This window comes from Chitinophaga sp. CCNWYY40 (assembly GCF_037483205.1).
GTDB lineage: Bacteria > Bacteroidota > Bacteroidia > Chitinophagales > Chitinophagaceae > Chitinophaga > Chitinophaga ginsengisegetis.
Genome location: NZ_JBBHLF010000003.1, coordinates 361,240 through 380,739, shown reverse-complemented (window position 1 = coordinate 380,739; position 19,500 = coordinate 361,240). Strand labels below are relative to the sequence as shown.

Genomic DNA, 19,500 nt, shown 5'->3' with positions numbered 1-19,500 from the left:
TGGCACTAGTGCATTAAGGATAGTTTGTTTGTTTCAGAATCTCTTTCGTTAAGGATGGAGCTTCGGAAAGATAATACTTAGCGTGATCCCAATTCTCTGTTATTACGCGAGTAATTGTTTATTCTTTGTGATTTTCATTAAGAAGAACAGTTGTAACCCTGTGTTGCGCCGTCACGTAAATAAAAGATAGATTATATAAAGAAATACTTTTTTAAGTAATTAATATATATTGATATACAGAATTTATGGCTCTAAATAACCAAGAAGCAATAACTATATCGGATAGGAAAGCTGATAACCAAGAAAATATTAAGAAGGGCTATTTCCCTATAACAGGGTTTAAGGAGTATCTATTGGGGTCTAAAGAAAATAGATTATTTTTAGCAATTGGTGTTTTCGTCATTCTTTTACAATTTGTTGTTTTCAAGTTTTTTTATCCTTTTGCCGGATTCATAAATGGCGATTCATATATTTATTTAGAGTCGGCATATCATAATTTTGTTGTGAATACGTATCCAATTGGTTATTCCAAATTTCTTCGATTAATCAGCGTCTTTACGCATTCTGATACGGCAGTCGTTGCTTTTCAGTATTTGCTACTTGAGGGCAGTACTTTAGCATTAGTTTTTACGCTATTTTATTTTTATAGCTCGGCAAGATTAACGAGGATACTTTTATTCTCATTCATGATAATTAATCCTGTATATCTTTATCTGGCTAACTATATATCCAGCGATGCTTTCTTCTTAGGCCTTAGCCTAATATGGTTCACGCTATTGATATGGATAATGAATAAACCAACAAGGGGTTTAATTGTTGTTAATGCGTTGATACTTTTTATGGCATTTACAGTAAGGTACAATGCGTTATTTTATCCTATAATAGGCGGGATAGCCTTGTTGTTAGCTAGACGTAAAGTAATGATGAATCTTATCGGATTTGGCATTAGTCTCATATTAATTGCGTTATTTGTGCAAACAACGAGCAAAAAATATAAAGAAATAACAGGTCATAAGCAGTTTACGCCCTTTACGGGTTGGCAGATGGCAAATAACGCGTTGTACGCCTATAGGTATGTTGATAGTGCTCAGAGAAAGAAAGTTCCCCCTGAATTGGAACGATTGGATAAAATGGTCCGTAATTATTTTGATTCAAGTCGAGATATAAGAACTCATCCTGCAGAAGCGCTGATTGCGAGCACGGTATATATGTGGGATCCTAGTTCACCTCTTTCGCAGTATATGGAGAATCAGTTTAAAAATGATTCAACGGCTACCGCTTTAAGAAAATGGTCTACTGTAGCTCCACTAATGAAAGAGTATGGTTCATTTTTAATTAAATCATATCCGAGGGAGTTTGCTCAATACTATCTTATCCCAAACGCAGTGAAGTATTACGCACCACCAGTTGAATTTTTAAATCAATATAGTACTGGAATTGATAGCGTAAATGAAACTGCTAAAATATGGTTCAACTATAAAAGCAATAAGATATCTTGTCACTTTAAGAACTTCAAGGTTAATACACTTGATTTCTACCCTATATTGACTGGGACAATGAATGTTGTGTTTGTTCTTAGCATAATCAGTTTTATACTATTGCAAGGGCATAAGCAATCCCCGCAATTGAAGAATGGATTAGCGCTTGTGGTTTCTTTATGGGTAGTGAATTTTGGATTCAGCGTCTTTGCTTCACCGATAGCACTTAGGTTCCAGTTATTCCCCATATTAGTGTCATTGTCTTTTACATTCTTGCTGGTGGAGTTCCTTGTGAAAGCTGCTAAAGGGTCTTCTCTGGAAGATACCGGAAAAGGTACTAAGGTTGGAGATTCTAACAAGGAACTTACCGCTGTTTAGCACCCGATTTTTTAATCTGTAATGAGGTTGTATGAAAAGAAAGAGATTTTTTGTCATTTTAGTAAGTCTTATTTCAGGTCTTCTAATATATATAGGAGCTAATTCAATCGTCGACTATCCATTATTAGGTGAAAACAAATCAAAAGAGTACATCAAGGAATTTATAACTGGACATGAAGGAGAATTATTACCCAATATTGAACTATTGCTTCCAGATAGTAGTACCATTATTAACATTGCGTCAATCCCATCTGGTAAGCCAACGGTTCTATTTTACTTTGGACCTTATTGTGAATACTGCCAACTAGAAATGATTGAGATAGTTTCTAATATGCGGCACATGGAGAATATACAATTTTATCTAATTTCTCCATATCATATTTTGGACATCAGAAGATTTATTGATGCTTATCATCTTGGGAAATATCCCAATATAACAATTGGCGTCGATTTTAAATTTAAGTTTGGAGAGTATTATAAAGCAAAGAATATTCCATATTTAGCTATCTATAATAGTGATAAGAAACTAAATGCTGCATTTGTAGGAAATGTAAAATATGATCAGATAAAATCAATAAGTGGGAAGTAAATTGTTGCGCAACATAGATAGCGTTCTTATAAGTAAGAAATCTATCAAAAATGGCGAAGCCGAAAACCATTATAAACGAGTAGGCATATTTACAAAAATTAAGTTTAGCTTTTTGATTCAAAAAGCATCTATCATTATGAAAAAAGCAAAATTCGCATTAACAGCTGTTGCCGTTTTAGCAGTTATCGGTGGTGCATTGGCATTTAAAGCTAATAGGCAAGTAAACCACTTTTATTCACTCGGTCAGACCATAATTGATGGTCAACCTGCAAGCGGTTGTGTTATTGACAAGACCTTGCAACTGACACCTGTACAGGCCGGTGGTTTTATTACAACACTGTATTCTTCTACAGTTAGTGTTGGTGCCACTACTTGTACTGCTAGAGTTACAAATAATGGTTAATTAGGATGAAATATCTATAAGGACTCTGAAAAAGCATGTCCTGCTAGGTTTTCCCAATAGTAAAGGGTCATCTCCTGGTTTGTATAAATTAGGAGATGACTTCTAATCTACATCAGTTCAAGACTTGTGTTTTGTATTAACGTATATAGTTATTACCGCAATTGTGGCTGATCATACTATTATTTCAATTTGAACTAGTAGGCGCGCTTACAAGAGATTTTTTCATTTGAAAATATTTATTATTATGAGAAGAGCAAAGTTTGCATTAGCTACTATAGCTGTTTTTACAATTATCGGTGGTGCGTTGGCATTTAAAGCCAATAGGCAAGTAAGACAATTTTATTCATTAGGTCAAACGATAATTGATGGTCAACCCCATGTCGGATGTGTTGTAGGGAAATTTTTACAATTAACGCCGGTAACTGTGGGAGGTTGGATTACCACTTTATACTCTTCGGCATTTCAGATTCCAACTACTACTTGTACTGCTAGGGTGACATTTAGCGCATAGTTGAATGGTGGATTCATATAATGAAACTGCGCAGTTTATTATTGGATTACTTATGAACATTTTTACACTTACTAAATAAATTTTTTGACGGAAAGTAAGATGAGAAGTATGACAGGATCAATGTTATTGTTATATTTTTTATTTTCGTACTCCCTTAAAAACTATATTATGATAGAATTGCATTTTAAGTATCTTTACTGTATGCAGAAATGTAATTGAGTCTTTTGGGTTTAGGGATCAATAAGTCTAGTATGATCTAAGACCATTACTAATTGTTCATTGAAAGGAACTCTGCGGTAAACTTGGAAAGAATATCTAGATAGGGTAGGAAAGGTGCCGAGTGATTTAGCTCTAACTGTTGTTCCCAAGTGAAAAGGGAGATCTTTTTAATGAAAATCTATTATTTGAATGGACAACTGTGGAAATAGCGTTAAGGCGATATCTGATAAATAGACTAATCCTTGAAACTTAATGTTACGTATGACAACCCTATAATTTGGGTTCGGTCTGACTAAATTTATCAGGTATCTGATATTCCTGTACCATTTTTTAAAATTTTTTATATATAGGGATAGACCTGCCTAATTTATTTGATAGAATAAGATTGTTTGATTTCTAAGGCTAACCAAACTTGTTCCTCATCGGCTTGTGGTGGATATATAGTTGGTACTGATTTCTGGTTAGGTATTGTTCTAGTATTCTTAGGGTTGAGAATGGTTGTTGAAATTTCTGGACATTTCTTCAGATTACTAGGCCAACTCAGTAGACACGCGAGAATCCCGCCAGCGCTAACCGCTCCAATCGCAACTCTTGCTTTTTTCATAACAATAAAATTTACTCTCCAATAATAACATACACCCTACAAACCCCAGGCTCCTTCGCCAGCAACACCTTCTTCCCAGACACCGTCGTATCAGCCACCACACTCCTATGCATAATCGTCCGCACCGTACACGCGCCTCCTTCATACGCCGGCATATAATAATACGTCGGCAATCCGGCGGTAACTCCAGCCATCGCAACAATCAACAATAGAATCCTAGCTCTAATCATGTACTGAATTTACCAACAGCCCCTGCAATCTCCACGCATAAAGTAAAAATACCCTCGCAAATCATTGAAGGTATAAAAATACTCACCCCGGGTCCGTATAGGTCGTAGCGCACGGATACGGCAACGCCGAAATACTAAACCTTACCGGCGACTCCGATGGCAGCCAGCTGTGTATTGTAAATCGTTGTCGGCAGGTTACATTGCGCGGCTTCGTCGCCATTAGTCCAGCCAACCAGGTTTGCTCGCATGGCCCTGTACGCTAAGGCGCCGCCACTTATGAACATCATGCCCACCGTCATTAATGCGAATTTTGCTTTCTTCATAATCGTTGAAACTTAAACTGCGCCTGCTCTTTTATGATGGTTTTCTGCTTTCCCATAGGAATGCAGGCAGCAAGAAGATATTTCTGTAAGGCATCTCATATAAAAGTTAAAGAAAGGGAAAAAATATACCACACCACCGCAACCCACCCACCAACAAAAAACATAACAATACCTTAAACCACCTCCCCAACAAAATCCCCTAATTTCGCCCCGTTGCTCAAACCAATGCCATGCTGCATGCTCATGATGATATAGCGCTTATCCGTACCGGTGACACAAAAGCATTCGAAAGGTGTTTCAATCAACACTGGCCGGCGCTCTACGCCTTCGCCCTCAAAATCCTCGGCAATAAAGACGACGCAAAGGATGTGGTGCAGGGCGTATACATCTCCCTGTGGTCGCGGAAAGAAAAGCTGAATCTGAGCAGCCCCCTCGAAAACTATCTCCACCAGGCTGTCCGCTTCCAGTCTATCAAGAAGCTAAAGGAAATCATGAACCGGCCGGAGGAGCTGGACCGTGTGCAGGAATATATCATGCCGGTGTTAAACGATATCTGGGAAAAGATGGAAACCGCCGATGTATTTAAAGAAATAGATAACCAGTTAACCACCTTACCGGAAAAAACGCGGGAAATCTTCCTGCTGAGTCGCCGGCATCATCTATCCATCACAGAAATCGCCGGGAAATTAAATCTCTCCGAAAAAACAGTAAGAAACCAGCTGCACATAGCATTGAAGGCGCTCCGGCACCATATCGCAGCTGCCCTGATCCTCGCGGAAATAATGAGTTAATAATTCCTTAACGTACTTCTTCGGGACAAACACCTCCTCCAAAGGAACATATCTATAGAAGAATGTTCCGGATGAATATCACACAGTTTAAAAGATTGGTCAGTAATTACCTGTCGGGCAATGCCACCCACAGGGAAGCCACGTTGCTGAACACCTACCTCGATAAAGCCTGGGAGGAAAAGCAGGTGCCCGCTGATGTGGAGGAGCAACGCCTTGAGGTGTGGAATAACCTGAAAAGGGAAATCGCGCCGCCACGCATCAGGGTATGGCGGTATGCGGCTACAGCCTTAATCCTCATAGCCACCGGGGCTACCTATACCTACCGGCTGGCGTTGCAGAACTGGCTGGATCCTGTTCCCATGCAAAGCATTACGGCGTTGAAGTACCAGGTAAAAAAGGTAATCCTGCCGGATAGCTCGGTAGCTATTCTCAATGGAGGTACCACGCTTATTTATCCCCGGTACTTTCGTGGCAAACAAAGAAACATCACGGTCAATGGGGAAGCATTCTTCGAAGTCACCCCGCAAACAGCGCCTTTCATCATCACCGGTCCGCATTTAAGCGTAAAGGTATTGGGTACCAGTTTCGTAGTGGCCGATAGTAGCAGCATCGAAAAGCCAAAGGTAAGCGTGAAAACGGGTAGGGTAGCGGTCACCGCCGGGGCGGCGGTACAGCAGCTCACGGAAAACGAGGAGCTGGTATACGACAAGGAAACCATCTATATCTATAAACAAACGGAAGTAAACACCGGCTGGACCAGCAAAAAGCTGTTGTTCAATGAATCAGCGCTGAACGATGTTTTCAGGGAAATAGAACTGCTGTACGGCGTAAAAATAAAAGCCGCGCCGGCTATCAGCGACCTGAAATTCACCGGCGCATTCGAGGAAACCGACACCATGAACGATATCCTGAAAGTGATATCCCTGTCGTACCGGCTAACTATTCACAAAAACAAAAATGGCATCATCGTAATTAAGTAGCATCAAACATAACGGGAATGCTAACAACCATCGGCGTACAGCTGCTGGTAACGGATCTTCTTTTTTAAATCGCAAACGAATGAAGGAAAAAATTTTACACGGATGTATGTGGGTCCTGCTATGCTTTACTTTGCCGGCAATGGCACAGGAAAGCTTCCTGCAGAAAAAGATCAGCATCAGTTTCAGGAATGAGCCCATCGCAAAATGTTTCATGACAGTGCAGCAGAAGGGCGGCATTACCTTCTTCTACAATCCTGCCGATATGAAGGCGGTGGAAAAAAAATATACGGCCGATCTCAATAATAAAACCGTAGCGGAAGTGATCACCTGGTTATTACAAAATACCGGGTTGGAATTTGAAGCGGTAGATGGCAGGAAAGTAGTGGTACGAAAAATCATTATCAAACAATCAACAGCACCCCGGAAACGTACCATCAGCGGGATCATTACAGACGCAACAAAAAACACCCCCATCGCCCGCGCGGAAATCATGGCGCAAAGTACCGGCAGTGTAGTGATGGCCGATGAATCCGGCCGCTTTTCGGTGGAAGTAAAAGATACCACCGATGTACTGGTGATCTATTATGTAGGCTACGCTACCAAAATGATCAAAGCCGGCAGCGCGCCGGTGTTATCGGTGCAACTGAAACCCGACAGCAAAACACTAAGCGGCGTAACGGTAGATGCCCGCCGCCGCTCCAACACGGAAGTAATGCTGCTCAACGACCGTAAAAACTCCGCCATGATCTCCGATGGGATCTCTGCACAAAACATCGAAAAAACAGCCAGCATTACCACTACCCAGGCCCTGCAACGTGTATCGGGCGTAACGGTTACCGACGATAAGTATGTAGCCATCCGCGGCCTCGGCGACCGCTCCGTGATCGGGCAGCTCAACGGCATCCGCCTGGCCTCTTCCGATCCCGACAGGAGCGCTATCCCACTCGATCTGGTGCCCGCCGGCCTGCTGGACAATATCACCATCTACAAAACCACTACCTCCGATAAACCTGCCGATGCCGCTGCCGGTATCGTGGAGCTCAAAACAAAGTCGGTGCCCGACAGGGAAATGCTCACCATCACGGCGCAAACCGGCATGAACTCGCAAACCGGCAGCAAAGTGAACAGCTTCTATAACAGCGACATGGGCTTTCTCGGGCAAAAGGTAAAATCAAAAGGATTATCACCGGAATTCCGGGAGCTGTCCAACCAGTACCCTAACGGCCTGGGCGATATCCAGCGCAAAATCGCCAACAGCCGCAACGATCCGGCCCTGCTGGCGGAAGCCAACCGCATCAGCGGTATCATGCACGGCTTCGATCCCGTGCTCACTACAAAATATAAATCGGCGCCGCTGAACCAGATCTATGCGGTTACTTACGGTAACAGCTATACGGTATTTAAGAAACACCAGGTAGGATTAATAGCCGGCGCCAATTATTATAACCGCACCAACGATATTTACGACGGCCAGCTCACCCAGTACAGCGTATACCAGGGCGTGTTAACAGGCAACAGCGCATTGTACAGTCCCCGTGTAATCCCTAACTACATTACCCCCAACAACATCAATCTTGGGAAGTATTTAAATTATAAGGAAAACACCGGCACACAAACACTCAACTATGGATTTTTGGGTGGACTCACATACCGCTTCAGCCCCCAGCACGAAATAAGTATGCAGTACCTGGGTAGCCGTGGTGCGGAAACACGCGCCAGCAACCTGCACGGCGCCTACGAATATACCGGCCTGCCCGGAAAGGTGTATAACCTCGTGTATTCCTTACGCCAAAGCTATCGCACACTCAACACCTTCAACCTCCAGGGGGAGCATAAGTTCACAAAAAAAGAATACGCGCCAAAGCTGAGCTACAACCTCGCTACCTCTTCGTCGGCGCAGGATGATCCGGACTATCGCTTTGTAAACCTGGCGGACTATCGCGTAAATGGCGGTACCAGTCATCCCGGCGCAGTAGATATACCGGGCACTACGCCGCCCATTGTGGCTTCACCTGGCTTGTATTCCCTGGTATCAGGTTATGTAAACGGATATGGCCCCTACGGTATCATCCAGGCTGATCCCAACGGACGCCGTTTCCGCCAGTTAAAGGAAAATAATTACAACTATAAAGCAGATATCACACTGCCTTTTAAAGTCCTCGGTAAAAAACAGGAGTTTAAAACAGGTGTGAACTACCTGCACCGGAGAAGGCGTTTTTCAGAGAATGTACTCTATCTTCCGGGTTCCAATTATTCTGCCGGCGGCGCACTGCCGCTGTATGAAGTAAATGGTCAGCTGGATCAGCTGGTAGGTTACGATCGTATTGGTATCCGTCCGCCTGCTTCCTATAATGAAGAAGGCGCCCCCCGCAGTGGCGGCTTCCTGTACAACATCCAGAAGTCGCCTAATAACTATAAAGGCTACTATGAAACCCGCGCGTTTTATGGTATGCTGGACCTGCATCTGACAGAACAGCTGCGCCTCACCGGTGGGGTACGGTTTGAAATGACGGATATACAAGCCGCAGTAGATACATCCAATGTATTCCTGGATCCCTCTATTACTGCTACAGATGCCGGCGGTAACAAAATAAACCTGGTATATACCGAACCAAATTCTATCTACAAAACAGATTACGAACCTTACTACTCTGCTAACCTTACCTATACACTGAATAAGAATATGAACTTCCGGTTGGGCTACAACACTACGCTGGCCCGGCCGGAGCTGAGGGAACTCACCAACGTATTTGATTTTGACCCTTTCCAGTTTGCATTGGTGGTAGGTAATCCCAACCTGAAAAACCAGCAAACCACTAACTACGATTTCCGCTGGGAATGGTTCCCCGCACCGGGTGAGGTATTGTCTGCTTCGGTTTTTTATAAGGAGATAGATAACCAGTTAACAAAGGTGTTTAAACAAAATTCGTCCGGACTGGAAGCACGGTTCCCCGAATTCCCTGCGATAGAGTTTCAGAACGATCCCAACAAAGGACGCGTGTATGGAATAGAGCTGGAAGTAGTAAAAAACCTCGGTCTGCTGTGGGCGCCCATGAAAAACCTTTTCCTGGGATCTAACCTGCTGCTGGCGCAAAGTGAAATCAAAAAAACAAAAGAGCGCCTGGAATCTTCCCGTGCTATTGATCGCCGCGCACCGGCCAACAGCCCGCTGTTTGAACAGGCGCCGTATTCTGTGAATGTATTCCTGAACTACAACAACACGAAATCAGGCACCGATTTCACGGCCACTTTTAACATGGTAGGAGAGCGCCTCATCCAGGTAAACCTCGATGGTACGCCGGATCTCTACTCCCGGCCTAATCCCGTACTGGATTTCGTGGGCTCGCAAAAATTGCTGAAACGCCTCACCTTAAAAGGATATGCAAAAAATATACTCGACAGGCCAGTGGAAGAAGTATACGCCAACCCAGGTACAGGAGGGAATTTTTACGGAAAGAAATATGTACGCAGAAGTTTTTACCGCGGAACAGAATTTATGCTGGGATTGACTTTTAACCTGTAAAAATTTGAATGATGAAAATGAAAATTACTTATATACTCATAGCGGTGGCGGTAATGATGAGCGCTTGCAGCAAAAAGCTCGACTACAGCTATGATAACCGCGTGGTGCAATACCCGATGAGCGCCTCCGGCATCCGCGTGGTTAACCTGGTAGGCGCCACGGAATTGTCGGTGAACGGACAACGCCTCACCAGCTACCTGCAGCCCGATAAAGAAGGAAATTATGGCCTTAATGAAACACGCGGTACCGCATATTTCCCGGAAACAGGCCGTTTAGGGTTAACATATAGTATTCCCCGGGAGCAGGTGAAAGCCAGCGGCTGGGTAGATAGTATAATGTTCAGCAGTCTGTCTGTTAAAAATGCGGTGCCGGCGCCCCGGCCCTTCCGCGCAAAAGAGGATGATGCACATCCGAACGATTATTACTTTGTACGTTTCAGACCCAATCCGGACGGTTTTCAGGACTCTTTATTCGTGATCCCACGGGGTATATCACCGGCGGCAGATCCGGCTGTATTTAAGGTCCGTTTGCTGAATCTCAGTTCCACGATTACCGGAAGTATTCCTCCGGGTATTTTCCGTACCGGGCCTATGTCGCTCACGCTGGCCGACGGCACCGGTGTGCCCGGCCTCAGCAACATCGCCCCCGGCAAATATTCTGATTATGTGGAAATACCCTATGGTACCTACCAGTTCAAAGTATTGAATAACGAAGGAAAAGAAGTACCGGCCGGCGGAACCATTTATAATCTTTTCAACCCGGCTACCGGCACCCTGATGGATATAAACGGTACACCCGGCATCGGCGGTAATAAAGATACCTGGCTTACCTACGCACCACTGAAAACATTTCAGCCCGGAGGTATTTATACCATCGTAGTATCAAGTACCTACGAGGCTAACATCCCAACCGGTAACCCTAATGGGGAAACCTACAAATCAGAAAATAACACCTTCCGTATTATTGCAGATATTCCTGAACCGTTGAATATCACTTACGCCCGTTTACAGGGTGTGAATGTAGCCGCAGGGAAAAAGATTACCTGGCAGGTAGACGGGCAGCCGATGGGCAGTACATTAGCCTTTACCCAACAAACCACCTACAGTCGGTATATAACGGGTACGCATATAGTAAAAGCACTGGATGAAAACGGTCAGGTATTAGCCGAAAGTAATCTGGCCATGCAACCCGCTGATAATTTTACAGCCTGGCTGTATACCCGTAAAGATGGCAGCGCCGCAATTACTTTTTCCGCCAATAACCTCAGTGGAAAATACTATGACGGTACTGCTACGGATGATGGTACCTACAGTATACTGAAAGCTGTGTATCCTTTCTGGATCCGCTTCATGAATTTCTGCCCGGACCTGGAAGAGGTCGCTTTTACACAGGGTAACGGACAGCCATTTAGTGCGGTTTCCGCATTGGCGTATCAACATATTTATTTCGCAAAAGCAGTAACCGATCTTCCCTATGTGATGCAGATGGTCAATTTTTCGCAACCGGTAATGGCCTACGCCTCCAGGCCCGGTATTGCCCCCGGCGATTGGCTGCGCAACATCACGCCGCTGAAAAGCCGTGATTTTATTGCCCGCCCGGAATTATATAAAACACCGGAATTACCACAGAGCGAACCAGGCATATATACGGTAGTGCTGCTGGGTAGCACCGCCGCCAATGCTACAGAAAAAGCCCGGATGATTATTGTGAAACATAACAATTGAGTAGTCTTATGAATAATAAATACTTTTTACTGCCACTACTACTGGCCGCACTGTTCTTCAGCGGCTGTCGCAAAACGGACTATGTGGTATTGGATAATCCCGCCTACCTGCGGGTATTCAACTGCCTTGAATTTACTACCAATCTTGATAACAAAGATGCGCCGCAACCATTTCTCACCTTCCTGGTAGATCCCGTAATGGATGATGCCGGGGTACCTGTCAGCGCTGCTATCACAGGCGACTTCCTGGAGCGGCGCAGCGACTGGGCAAGACCTTATCCCGATGCCGCCAGTAATGTACTGTGGCAAAAAGAATATCCGGGTACTAAAAGAGTGCTGGCAGCTCCCATTGTGAATGGATATGACCTTTCGAGCTGGGCGCAGGTGCCCTCAGGTAAGCATCATATTGTTTTCCGTACCCGGCCACTGAACAACACACCCTACTTTGAACTGGATAAAATGGAACGGGGTGTTACGTTGATTGACACCACGATAGACCTGAGTGCGGGGGAAGTATATACGATGCATGCACTGATAAAAGAATATACCAGCCAGCAACCGTTTATGTACCTGCGTAAGGAAACATTTCCGAAACAACCCTTCGCTGATTCTATGGTATATGTAAACTTCTATAACCTCAGCGCAGCCAATTTTTATACGAAAGCGCCCGATGCAGTGCCAAATGAGGACCTGTCCAACACCAAGCTAAGCGACACCATGAACGTTTACTACTCGCTCAATAAACTGGCGGCAAATGGCGCTCCCGTGGCGCTGCCGGGTTACAAGGGCATACCGGTAGGACAGATCATTTATTCCCTGGAACCTAAAGTAACGCCTTATTACAGCTTCCCTTTATTTGCGGATACCAGCAGCAATAAAATCTTCACAGGCAACATGAGCCAGCAGTTCGGATTTTACGCCCCCGGTTTTACCCCGGAAAACCTGGGCTACCCGGCTTTTATACCGGTAGGTGTTTATGCTGCCGTGATCATGGGCGATTATGGTGAATCCGGCAGAAATGCCTATCTGCCTTTCAGGATAAAATGTGATCTGCGTACAGGGCTGGTAGTGAGTATCCATTCCGGTACCAATAATCCCCGCTCATTTGCTACGGTCAATACGGTGGAGTATATCAACCGCAGGATGTATGTAACTACCATCCAGCGCAAGTTTGCACCGCCGGTTTATTAACGTCTTTATTATTTCGATATGCTGAATATTTCTATCATAAAACAGTTCATGGCAGTATCGCTGCTGCTGGCGCTCGTAACGGGCTGCCGGAAAGATAATCTCATTCCGCCCATTGACAGAACAACCACGCCGCGCGCAATGGGTGCATTTATTGAAAATAATTATGACCTGAGCATCTTAACTGCTGCCCTGAAAAGAACAGGCCTGCTGGATACGCTGAATCAGGGCGGCCCCTTTACCTTTTTTGCGCCGGATAATGCGGCATTCAATAAAATGGGTATTACAGGTCCGGGAGATGTCGCTAAAATGGAGGTGGATAGTCTGCGGTCTATGCTCCGTTATCATATGATCCGTAACCGCTACTTTACCACCACCTTCCCACAGCAAATAGATAACAGGTATCTTACCCTTTCCGGAGACGAAATATATGTATCTACCCTGAAAGCAGCCACTATCTCGCCAGACCTGGACATGTTTGTAAATGGTGCGCTGATCCTCAAGGAAAGTAAAAGAAATATCGCTTTAGCCAATGGGGTGCTGCATATCCTTGCCAAGCCGCTGAAGCTCACCCGGGGCACCGTACAGGACTATATCGCCGCAGATACCAGCTTAACTTTATTTGCTGCTGCCATGAAACAATTCAATTTATGGGACGGTCTTAAAACAAATAAACCATTAACGGTTTTCGCACCGGCCAATAGCGCCTTCCTGAAATACGGACTCACAGCTGAAAAGATTGCCAGCATGAATCCTGCTGATTATAAGGCCATCACCTTTGCTATTTACCCGGTAGAAATGAGACCTATGCACGTCTTTTCTACAGATGGTTATCTGCTTGCAGGTAGTGCTACACTGGGTGAGGGAGCCATCAAAGCAGGAGGGTATGGCATTGCACTCGGGTATTCGTATAATAGTTATTACGGTCAGGAAATTTCTTTTATAAGTGTTTTAAAAAAGAAAGCGGCCGACTGGTACCCGAACGAGGACGGCCCCTCCAATGTAAACTACCTGAACGGTCTCGCAAATGCAGATCATAAATGTAGCAACGGCATCGTACATGTAATAGATGACCTTTTCCTGAACCCGGATTTAATGAAGCAATAAAAACGAAACAGATGACATCAAAAATATCTTTGCTCTTATTACTGCTCCTGGCTTTTGCGGCCTGCAGCAAACAGGACATAGAACCGGAACCGGTAGGTGAACCTGTGCCGCATGAATCAGGTCCGGATAAAACATGGCAACAACAACTGGCTGCTTCTTCGTTTACCCGTTTCCGTGAAGCATGGCAGCGTTCGGGTATGGATCAGAAAGTAAACCAGGATGGTGCAGGCTTTTATACCCTCATTGTACCCACGGATAAAGCTTTTGACGAAGCAGGCTGGACACTGGAAAAAATAAAGGCGGCAGATGTGGCCGTATTGGATGAATTATTATCCTACTACATAATGCCCGCCCGCCTGTTGCCGGAAAATATTACCGCCGTAAAAGGCAGTACGCCGGCAGCAACACTGTCATCCCGTTCTTTCGCCGACAGGGAAAACTGGTACAATGATTACGTGGATTTCCAGTTCCTGGCAAAATCCGGCGATAGCCTGATAGTCAATGGTGTGGCCCTCAGCAAATGGGGACAACAACTGGAAGGTACCAATGGCGTAATATATCCCATTGATCACCTGATCAGCAAACCACAGCAGTCCATGTGGGAGTACCTGCAAAGTCAGCCGCGTTTCAGCCTGTATGTAGCTGCATTACTTGTGAACGATAGCCTGTACCAGTCCATCTGGATGAATAGTTCACTGCCACTGCTGAAATCATCATCATCGCTGGCACAGTTCACCCTGTTCGCACCCAACAACGATGCGTTTATAAAAAATGGTTTTCATAATGCAGATGATATCCTGCAATACTGCCTCCGTTCCTGGCCGTTGCCTTCTCCCGACTATGATGAAAATATGTATTGGCAACAGCCGGTAACTGCTATGGATTCCATTCTGATGGCATGCGGACCGGAAATATTCAACGCCTCCCAGCTGAGTGGTATAGAGGCCCGCGTAGGACCGGTTTTCTTTAGCAACGACCTTACGCTGAATGCTGCCCAACTCAGTGGACTAATGCTTTTTAAAGGACAGCCTTATAACAACCCGCCAACACGGATCAGTTTATCGTTTATTAACAACAACGGTCAGCCCGGCGTCAGAAGAATAGGCACCAACTATCCTTACATCAGTTTAAAGAGCAGGGATATAAGAGTGATCAATGGTGTTGTTCACGAAGTAGGAGATCTCTTTAAACAATAATTTTTAAAAGCAGCCAAATGAAAAAATTCACTTATACAGGTTTGCTGATACTGTTATTGTCAGCCTGTACAAAGGATAAAGATAACACAGCAGGTCCGGATGAAATCAATCGCCTCACCTACATCATCGACGATAATAAATTTAACTTCTCTTCCTTTAATACCGCATTGGGCAGAACCGGTTACCGTAACATGCTGGCGCAAGCGGGGCCTTATACGGTGATGGTGCCGGATAACAACGCATTTGCAAAAGCCGGGTATGCAACTAACCAACAGGTACTAACCCAAAGTGCAGTCATTCTCAATAACCTGGTGTCCTATCACATTATAAACGGTACCTGGGAGTTGAATAAACTGCCTTATCAGTTTAATCAGGAAATATCGGCGATTACCGGCGCAAAAATGTTTGTTACACACTGGATCAAAGGCGAAGATACCGTACTGACGATTAATGGCAGCCCCGTCCTCGCGTACAACCTGCCCGCCAGTAACGGTATGATACAGGTACTTGATAATGTGTTGCAACCATTGGTATATCAAACGCTGTCAGATGCGATTGCTACAGATACCAGTCTTACTTTTCTAAACGTAGCATTGCAACAGGCAGGTATGAAAACAGGGATCTCCGGTAGTGCCACCTATACTTTTTTTGCGCCTTCCAATTCGGCATTCCGCAACGCAGGATTTCCTTCTGTAGACAGTATCAATAAAACAGATGCAAAAACATTACGCGATCTGTTGGAATACCACCTGTTTGCAGGCCGGAAATTTATCTACGATTATATCCTTACCACCGGCAGTTCCGATCAAACGGAACAAGCGATGCAAAACGGTAATAACGTAGGCATTTCACTCGTAAAAGATGATACAGGTGTGAAATACATAGGCATCACCATAAAGGGAGCCGGCAACAAAGTACCGGCAGAGGTGAAAAGAGAAAATCTCATGGCCGGCAACGGGGTACTCCACATCATAGACCAGGTATTAAAAGAAAATCAGTAGTGATGAAGAAAATTTTATACATAGCTTATTTGCTCACCGTGCTGCTGGCAACCAGCCGCCTGTTATACGCGCAGGAAACAAACGGTACGCTGAGCGGAAAGATCACCAACGATAAAAATGAACCGCTTATCGGTGTTACCGTACTGGCCATACATGAGCCCTCCGGTACAAAGTATGGCGTAATCACCACCGCCGATGGCCGCTACTATTTGCCGGGCCTGCGTATCGGCGGCCCTTACTCCGTAAGCATTACCATGATGGGCATGCAGCCGCAGAAAAGGGAACAACTGAACGTTCGCCTCGGTGAACCCCTGCAACTCAACGTGGTAATGGCTGTTGCCGGTAAAGATCTTGCTGCGGTAACCATCAAAGGCACAAAAAAAGCCGCTTCCGCCAATACCACCGGCGCAGGACAAAACATCAGCCGCACACAACTGGCAAACATGCCCACCATCTCCCGCAGCCTGCAGGACATGACCAAAATGGTTCCGCAGAGCAGCCGCGATAATTCCTTTGCCGGTACCAACTTCCGCTATAACAACGTAACCATCGATGGCGCCATTAATAACGATGCCATTGGCTTCAGCCCCTCCGCAGGAGGCATCACCGGCAGCTCCGGTATGCCCGGATCCAGTACCCGCACCAACGCGGTATCGCTGGATGCTATTGAAGACATGCAGGTATACCTGGCCCCCTTCGATGTGAAGATCGGGAACTTCACCGGCGGTAGTATCAATGCTGTTACACGCAGTGGTACCAATACGGTAACCGGCTCGGTGTATGGCTTTGGCCGTAATGCTGCCCTCACCGGCAAAGGTCCCAACGGCAAAATAAACAGCGACTTCTATGATTACCAGGCAGGTGCCCGGATCGGATTCCCTATCATAAAAAATAAACTGTTCTTTTTTACCAATGAAGAAATAACCTCCCGCCAGGACCCTGCGCAGCTGCTGGTGGGTCAACCGGAAACGGCGCAGATCCTCACCGTGAAAGATGCAGACGATATCCGCAACGCCACGCTGAGCCGCTATGGCAACGCCTTCGATCCGGGTACCGCCGGTAATTATACGGCGTACTCCCGCTCGCAAAAATTCTTTAACCGCATCGACTGGAACATCAACGATAAACACCAGCTCTCCTTCCGCAATAATACCATTCTGTCGAAAGCTATGAACATGGACCGGGATCAACAGGATTTCCGGTTCAGCAGCATGGCCTATCAACAGGTCAATAACCAGAGTTCTACCGTGATGGAAATAAAGTCGAGGTTCAACAACCGCTGGTCCAACAGCTTCATCGCCGGTTTCAGCCTGGTACACGACAAGCGTAACCCCGGTTCAGATCCATCGCTGCCACAGGTGCAGATCGCCGGCCGCACACCCGGTACCACCATCTACCTCGGTACCGATCGTGAGGCGAGCATCTTTGATATGAAACAACGTACCATCGAAATCTCTGATAACCTTACCTTCAGAAAAGGAAAACATACCGTGTTACTTGGTACGCACAATGAACTGTATCATATCGACTATGGCTTTGTTAACAGCTGGAACGGGAGAGTGGATTACCTCAGCATTGAAGACTATCTGAACAACAATCCTTACCGCGTTCGCGGTAGTTACAACTATACCAACAACAGCCGCGAATATATCCTCGCACATCCGGAAGCACAGTTTAATGTATACATGCATAGCGTATACGCACAGGATGAAATACAGGTAACAGACAAACTGAAAGTGATCCCCGGTATACGCGCCGATTATACCTGGCTGCCGGAGAAACCTGCACTGAGCGATAAAACACAGAACGCATACACCGATGGATCTTTTGGTAACACCTACGCCTATACGCCGCTTAACCGTATCAACAACGGCTACCTGGGTAAAGTGCAACTGTCGCCACGGCTCGGCTTCCGCTACGACTGGAAAAACGATCAAAGCCTTATCCTCCGCGGTGGTACCGGCCTGTTCACCGGCCGCATTCCTTTCGCCTGGATCGCCTACGCATATTATAATAATGGCATCAACTACGGCTCCTTTGATCAGAAGGCAGATACAAAAGTATTTGTACCCGGCAGCGATCCGCTGCAACCAAATCCCAACGGTATTGCACAGTTCATTGAGCAGAACGGCGCACAGATGAATAACCGGAATGCAGGCAAAACACAGGTAGATGTGATTGACAATAACTTCGTGATGCCGCAGGTATGGCGCAGCAGCGTAGGATTGGATTATGTGAGCCCGGCAGGATTTAAATACACGGTGGAAGCGATGTACACCAAAACACTGAAGGATGTGCTGTTTCAGCAGGTGAACATCAAAGATGATCCGAAATATTACCCTTATGATAAAGACCGGCAGCAACCCATTTACAGCGGCACCACAGATCCGCATTTTTCCAACGCCTACCTGTTAAGCAATACAAAGAAAGGCTACCGCTACAGCTTTACCGGTAGCGTGAACCGCAGCTTCCCTTCAGGTATCCAGGCGTCACTGGCTTATACTTATGGAGGTTCCAAAGATATCTCCAACGGTATCCGCAACTCTATGGAAAGCAACTGGCAGTTGAACCAGGCGCTGAGTCCCAACAACCCGGGATTGGCATGGTCCAACTTTGATGTACGTCACCGTATAGTCGGCAACGTTACTTATCATAAAGCATGGAGCAACAGCTGGGTGAGTACTATTACAATATTTGCTACTGCGCAATCCGGCAGCCCGTTTACCTATGGTGTGGTGAACAACAGCATCCAGGGATTACCACAGCAGGTGAGCTTATTGTACATTCCGTATGTAGATGAAGCGATCAACTACTTCCGCGATAAAGGCATTTCTGCGGAACAGCAGGCGGCTGCTTTTAATGCTCATATAGATGGGGATAAATACCTGCGCAGCCGCCGCGGGCAGTTCACAGAGCGTAATGCCGGCCGCACGCCGTGGAATGTGCAGGCCGATCTGCACTTTGCACAGGAGTATCATTTCGGCGGAAAGCAGTTCATCACTTTTACTGCAGACGTAGTGAATCTAACGCACCTGGTCAACAGCAACTGGGGCAAGGTATATTTCTCTCCCAATACATTTAACTCCACTGCCAGCACCGGCTTAACACCGGTATTCCCGGCAGGGCAAAACCCGGGCGGATACCCGGTGTATACCTTCGAAAACCCGGGCAAGCCATACTCAGTTGATTTCCTCAACTCCAGGGCACAGGTGCAGCTGGGATTACGGTACTCTTTTTAATCAATGTTAATCATCTG

The 19,500-nt window shown here is 45.6% G+C and carries 15 protein-coding genes; 13 read left to right on the top strand and 2 right to left on the bottom strand.

Annotation, left to right across the window (positions count from 1 at the left end; translation table 11 throughout):
• Window positions 1-245 precede the first annotated feature (245 nt).
• From V7S65_RS12115 to V7S65_RS12100, 4 genes are all read left to right on the top strand, one after another.
• A complete protein-coding gene (locus V7S65_RS12115; protein WP_336386951.1) occupies window positions 246-1,856 on the top strand; it encodes a hypothetical protein in 1,611 nt (536 codons plus the stop codon).
• A gap of 31 nt (window positions 1,857-1,887) precedes the next feature.
• Window positions 1,888-2,445, top strand: a complete 558-nt coding sequence (locus V7S65_RS12110) for a TlpA family protein disulfide reductase (protein WP_336386952.1) — start codon at window positions 1,888-1,890, stop codon at window positions 2,443-2,445.
• Window positions 2,435-2,848, top strand: a complete 414-nt coding sequence (locus tag V7S65_RS12105) for a hypothetical protein (RefSeq protein WP_336386953.1) — start codon at window positions 2,435-2,437, stop codon at window positions 2,846-2,848. Before V7S65_RS12110 ends, V7S65_RS12105 begins: the two co-directional genes overlap by 11 nt.
• Window positions 2,849-3,092: 244 nt before the next feature.
• Window positions 3,093-3,359, top strand: a complete 267-nt coding sequence (locus V7S65_RS12100; protein WP_336386954.1) for a hypothetical protein — start codon at window positions 3,093-3,095, stop codon at window positions 3,357-3,359.
• 586 nt (window positions 3,360-3,945) lie between these two features.
• Here V7S65_RS12100 and V7S65_RS12095 read toward each other — a convergent pair.
• The gene (locus tag V7S65_RS12095; RefSeq protein ID WP_336386955.1) at window positions 3,946-4,182 is read right to left on the bottom strand and encodes a hypothetical protein; all 237 of its coding nucleotides are present in this window, start codon (window positions 4,180-4,182) and stop codon (window positions 3,946-3,948) included.
• 364 nt (window positions 4,183-4,546) lie between these two features.
• Entirely contained in the window at window positions 4,547-4,699 is a 153-nt protein-coding gene (locus V7S65_RS12090; protein ID WP_336386956.1) for a hypothetical protein, read from the bottom strand.
• 266 nt (window positions 4,700-4,965) lie between these two features.
• Between V7S65_RS12090 and V7S65_RS12085 the strand changes: the two genes are divergently transcribed.
• The 9 genes from V7S65_RS12085 (at window position 4,966) to V7S65_RS12045 (ending at window position 19,483) form a co-directional block, all read left to right on the top strand.
• Window positions 4,966-5,526: an RNA polymerase sigma factor gene (locus V7S65_RS12085; RefSeq protein WP_336386957.1), complete on the top strand. Its 561-nt coding sequence runs from the start codon at window positions 4,966-4,968 to the stop codon at window positions 5,524-5,526.
• Window positions 5,527-5,597: 71 nt separating this feature from the next.
• Window positions 5,598-6,506, top strand: coding sequence for a FecR family protein (locus tag V7S65_RS12080; protein ID WP_336386958.1), 909 nt, complete (start codon window positions 5,598-5,600; stop codon window positions 6,504-6,506).
• Between the two features lie 79 nt (window positions 6,507-6,585).
• Window positions 6,586-10,029 carry a TonB-dependent receptor domain-containing protein gene (locus V7S65_RS12075; protein ID WP_336386959.1) on the top strand — a complete coding sequence of 1,148 codons (3,444 nt, stop codon included), beginning with the start codon at window positions 6,586-6,588 and terminating at the stop codon, window positions 10,027-10,029.
• An 11-nt stretch (window positions 10,030-10,040) separates the two neighbouring features.
• A complete protein-coding gene (locus tag V7S65_RS12070) occupies window positions 10,041-11,753 on the top strand; it encodes a hypothetical protein (RefSeq protein WP_336386960.1) in 1,713 nt (570 codons plus the stop codon).
• Between the two features lie 8 nt (window positions 11,754-11,761).
• On the top strand, window positions 11,762-12,943 hold the full coding sequence (locus tag V7S65_RS12065) for a hypothetical protein (RefSeq protein WP_336386961.1): 1,182 nt from the start codon (window positions 11,762-11,764) through the stop codon (window positions 12,941-12,943).
• A gap of 18 nt (window positions 12,944-12,961) precedes the next feature.
• Window positions 12,962-14,047, top strand: a complete 1,086-nt coding sequence (locus V7S65_RS12060) for a fasciclin domain-containing protein (RefSeq protein ID WP_336386962.1) — start codon at window positions 12,962-12,964, stop codon at window positions 14,045-14,047.
• Between the two features lie 11 nt (window positions 14,048-14,058).
• A complete protein-coding gene (locus V7S65_RS12055; RefSeq protein WP_336386964.1) occupies window positions 14,059-15,243 on the top strand; it encodes a fasciclin domain-containing protein in 1,185 nt (394 codons plus the stop codon).
• Between the two features lie 17 nt (window positions 15,244-15,260).
• Entirely contained in the window at window positions 15,261-16,244 is a 984-nt protein-coding gene (locus tag V7S65_RS12050; RefSeq protein WP_079470124.1) for a fasciclin domain-containing protein, read from the top strand.
• A 2-nt stretch (window positions 16,245-16,246) separates the two neighbouring features.
• On the top strand, window positions 16,247-19,483 hold the full coding sequence (locus V7S65_RS12045; protein WP_336386965.1) for a TonB-dependent receptor: 3,237 nt from the start codon (window positions 16,247-16,249) through the stop codon (window positions 19,481-19,483).
• Window positions 19,484-19,500 lie beyond the last annotated feature (17 nt).

Bases quoted from the DNA above. Each gene is read 5' to 3' on its own strand.
- V7S65_RS12085 (WP_336386957.1), top strand. From the start codon at position 4,966: ATGCTGCATGCTCATGATGATATAGCGCTTATCCGTACCGGTGACACA.
- V7S65_RS12045 (WP_336386965.1), top strand. From the start codon at position 16,247: ATGAAGAAAATTTTATACATAGCTTATTTGCTCACCGTGCTGCTGGCA.
- V7S65_RS12070 (WP_336386960.1), top strand. From the start codon at position 10,041: ATGAAAATGAAAATTACTTATATACTCATAGCGGTGGCGGTAATGATG.
- V7S65_RS12075 (WP_336386959.1), top strand. From the start codon at position 6,586: ATGAAGGAAAAAATTTTACACGGATGTATGTGGGTCCTGCTATGCTTT.
- V7S65_RS12100 (WP_336386954.1), top strand. From the start codon at position 3,093: ATGAGAAGAGCAAAGTTTGCATTAGCTACTATAGCTGTTTTTACAATT.
- V7S65_RS12050 (WP_079470124.1), top strand. From the start codon at position 15,261: ATGAAAAAATTCACTTATACAGGTTTGCTGATACTGTTATTGTCAGCC.
- V7S65_RS12090 (WP_336386956.1), bottom strand. From the start codon at position 4,699: ATGATGTTCATAAGTGGCGGCGCCTTAGCGTACAGGGCCATGCGAGCA.
- V7S65_RS12055 (WP_336386964.1), top strand. From the start codon at position 14,059: ATGACATCAAAAATATCTTTGCTCTTATTACTGCTCCTGGCTTTTGCG.
- V7S65_RS12065 (WP_336386961.1), top strand. From the start codon at position 11,762: ATGAATAATAAATACTTTTTACTGCCACTACTACTGGCCGCACTGTTC.
- V7S65_RS12115 (WP_336386951.1), top strand. From the start codon at position 246: ATGGCTCTAAATAACCAAGAAGCAATAACTATATCGGATAGGAAAGCT.
- V7S65_RS12080 (WP_336386958.1), top strand. From the start codon at position 5,598: ATGAATATCACACAGTTTAAAAGATTGGTCAGTAATTACCTGTCGGGC.
- V7S65_RS12060 (WP_336386962.1), top strand. From the start codon at position 12,962: ATGCTGAATATTTCTATCATAAAACAGTTCATGGCAGTATCGCTGCTG.
- V7S65_RS12095 (WP_336386955.1), bottom strand. From the start codon at position 4,182: ATGAAAAAAGCAAGAGTTGCGATTGGAGCGGTTAGCGCTGGCGGGATT.
- V7S65_RS12110 (WP_336386952.1), top strand. From the start codon at position 1,888: ATGAAAAGAAAGAGATTTTTTGTCATTTTAGTAAGTCTTATTTCAGGT.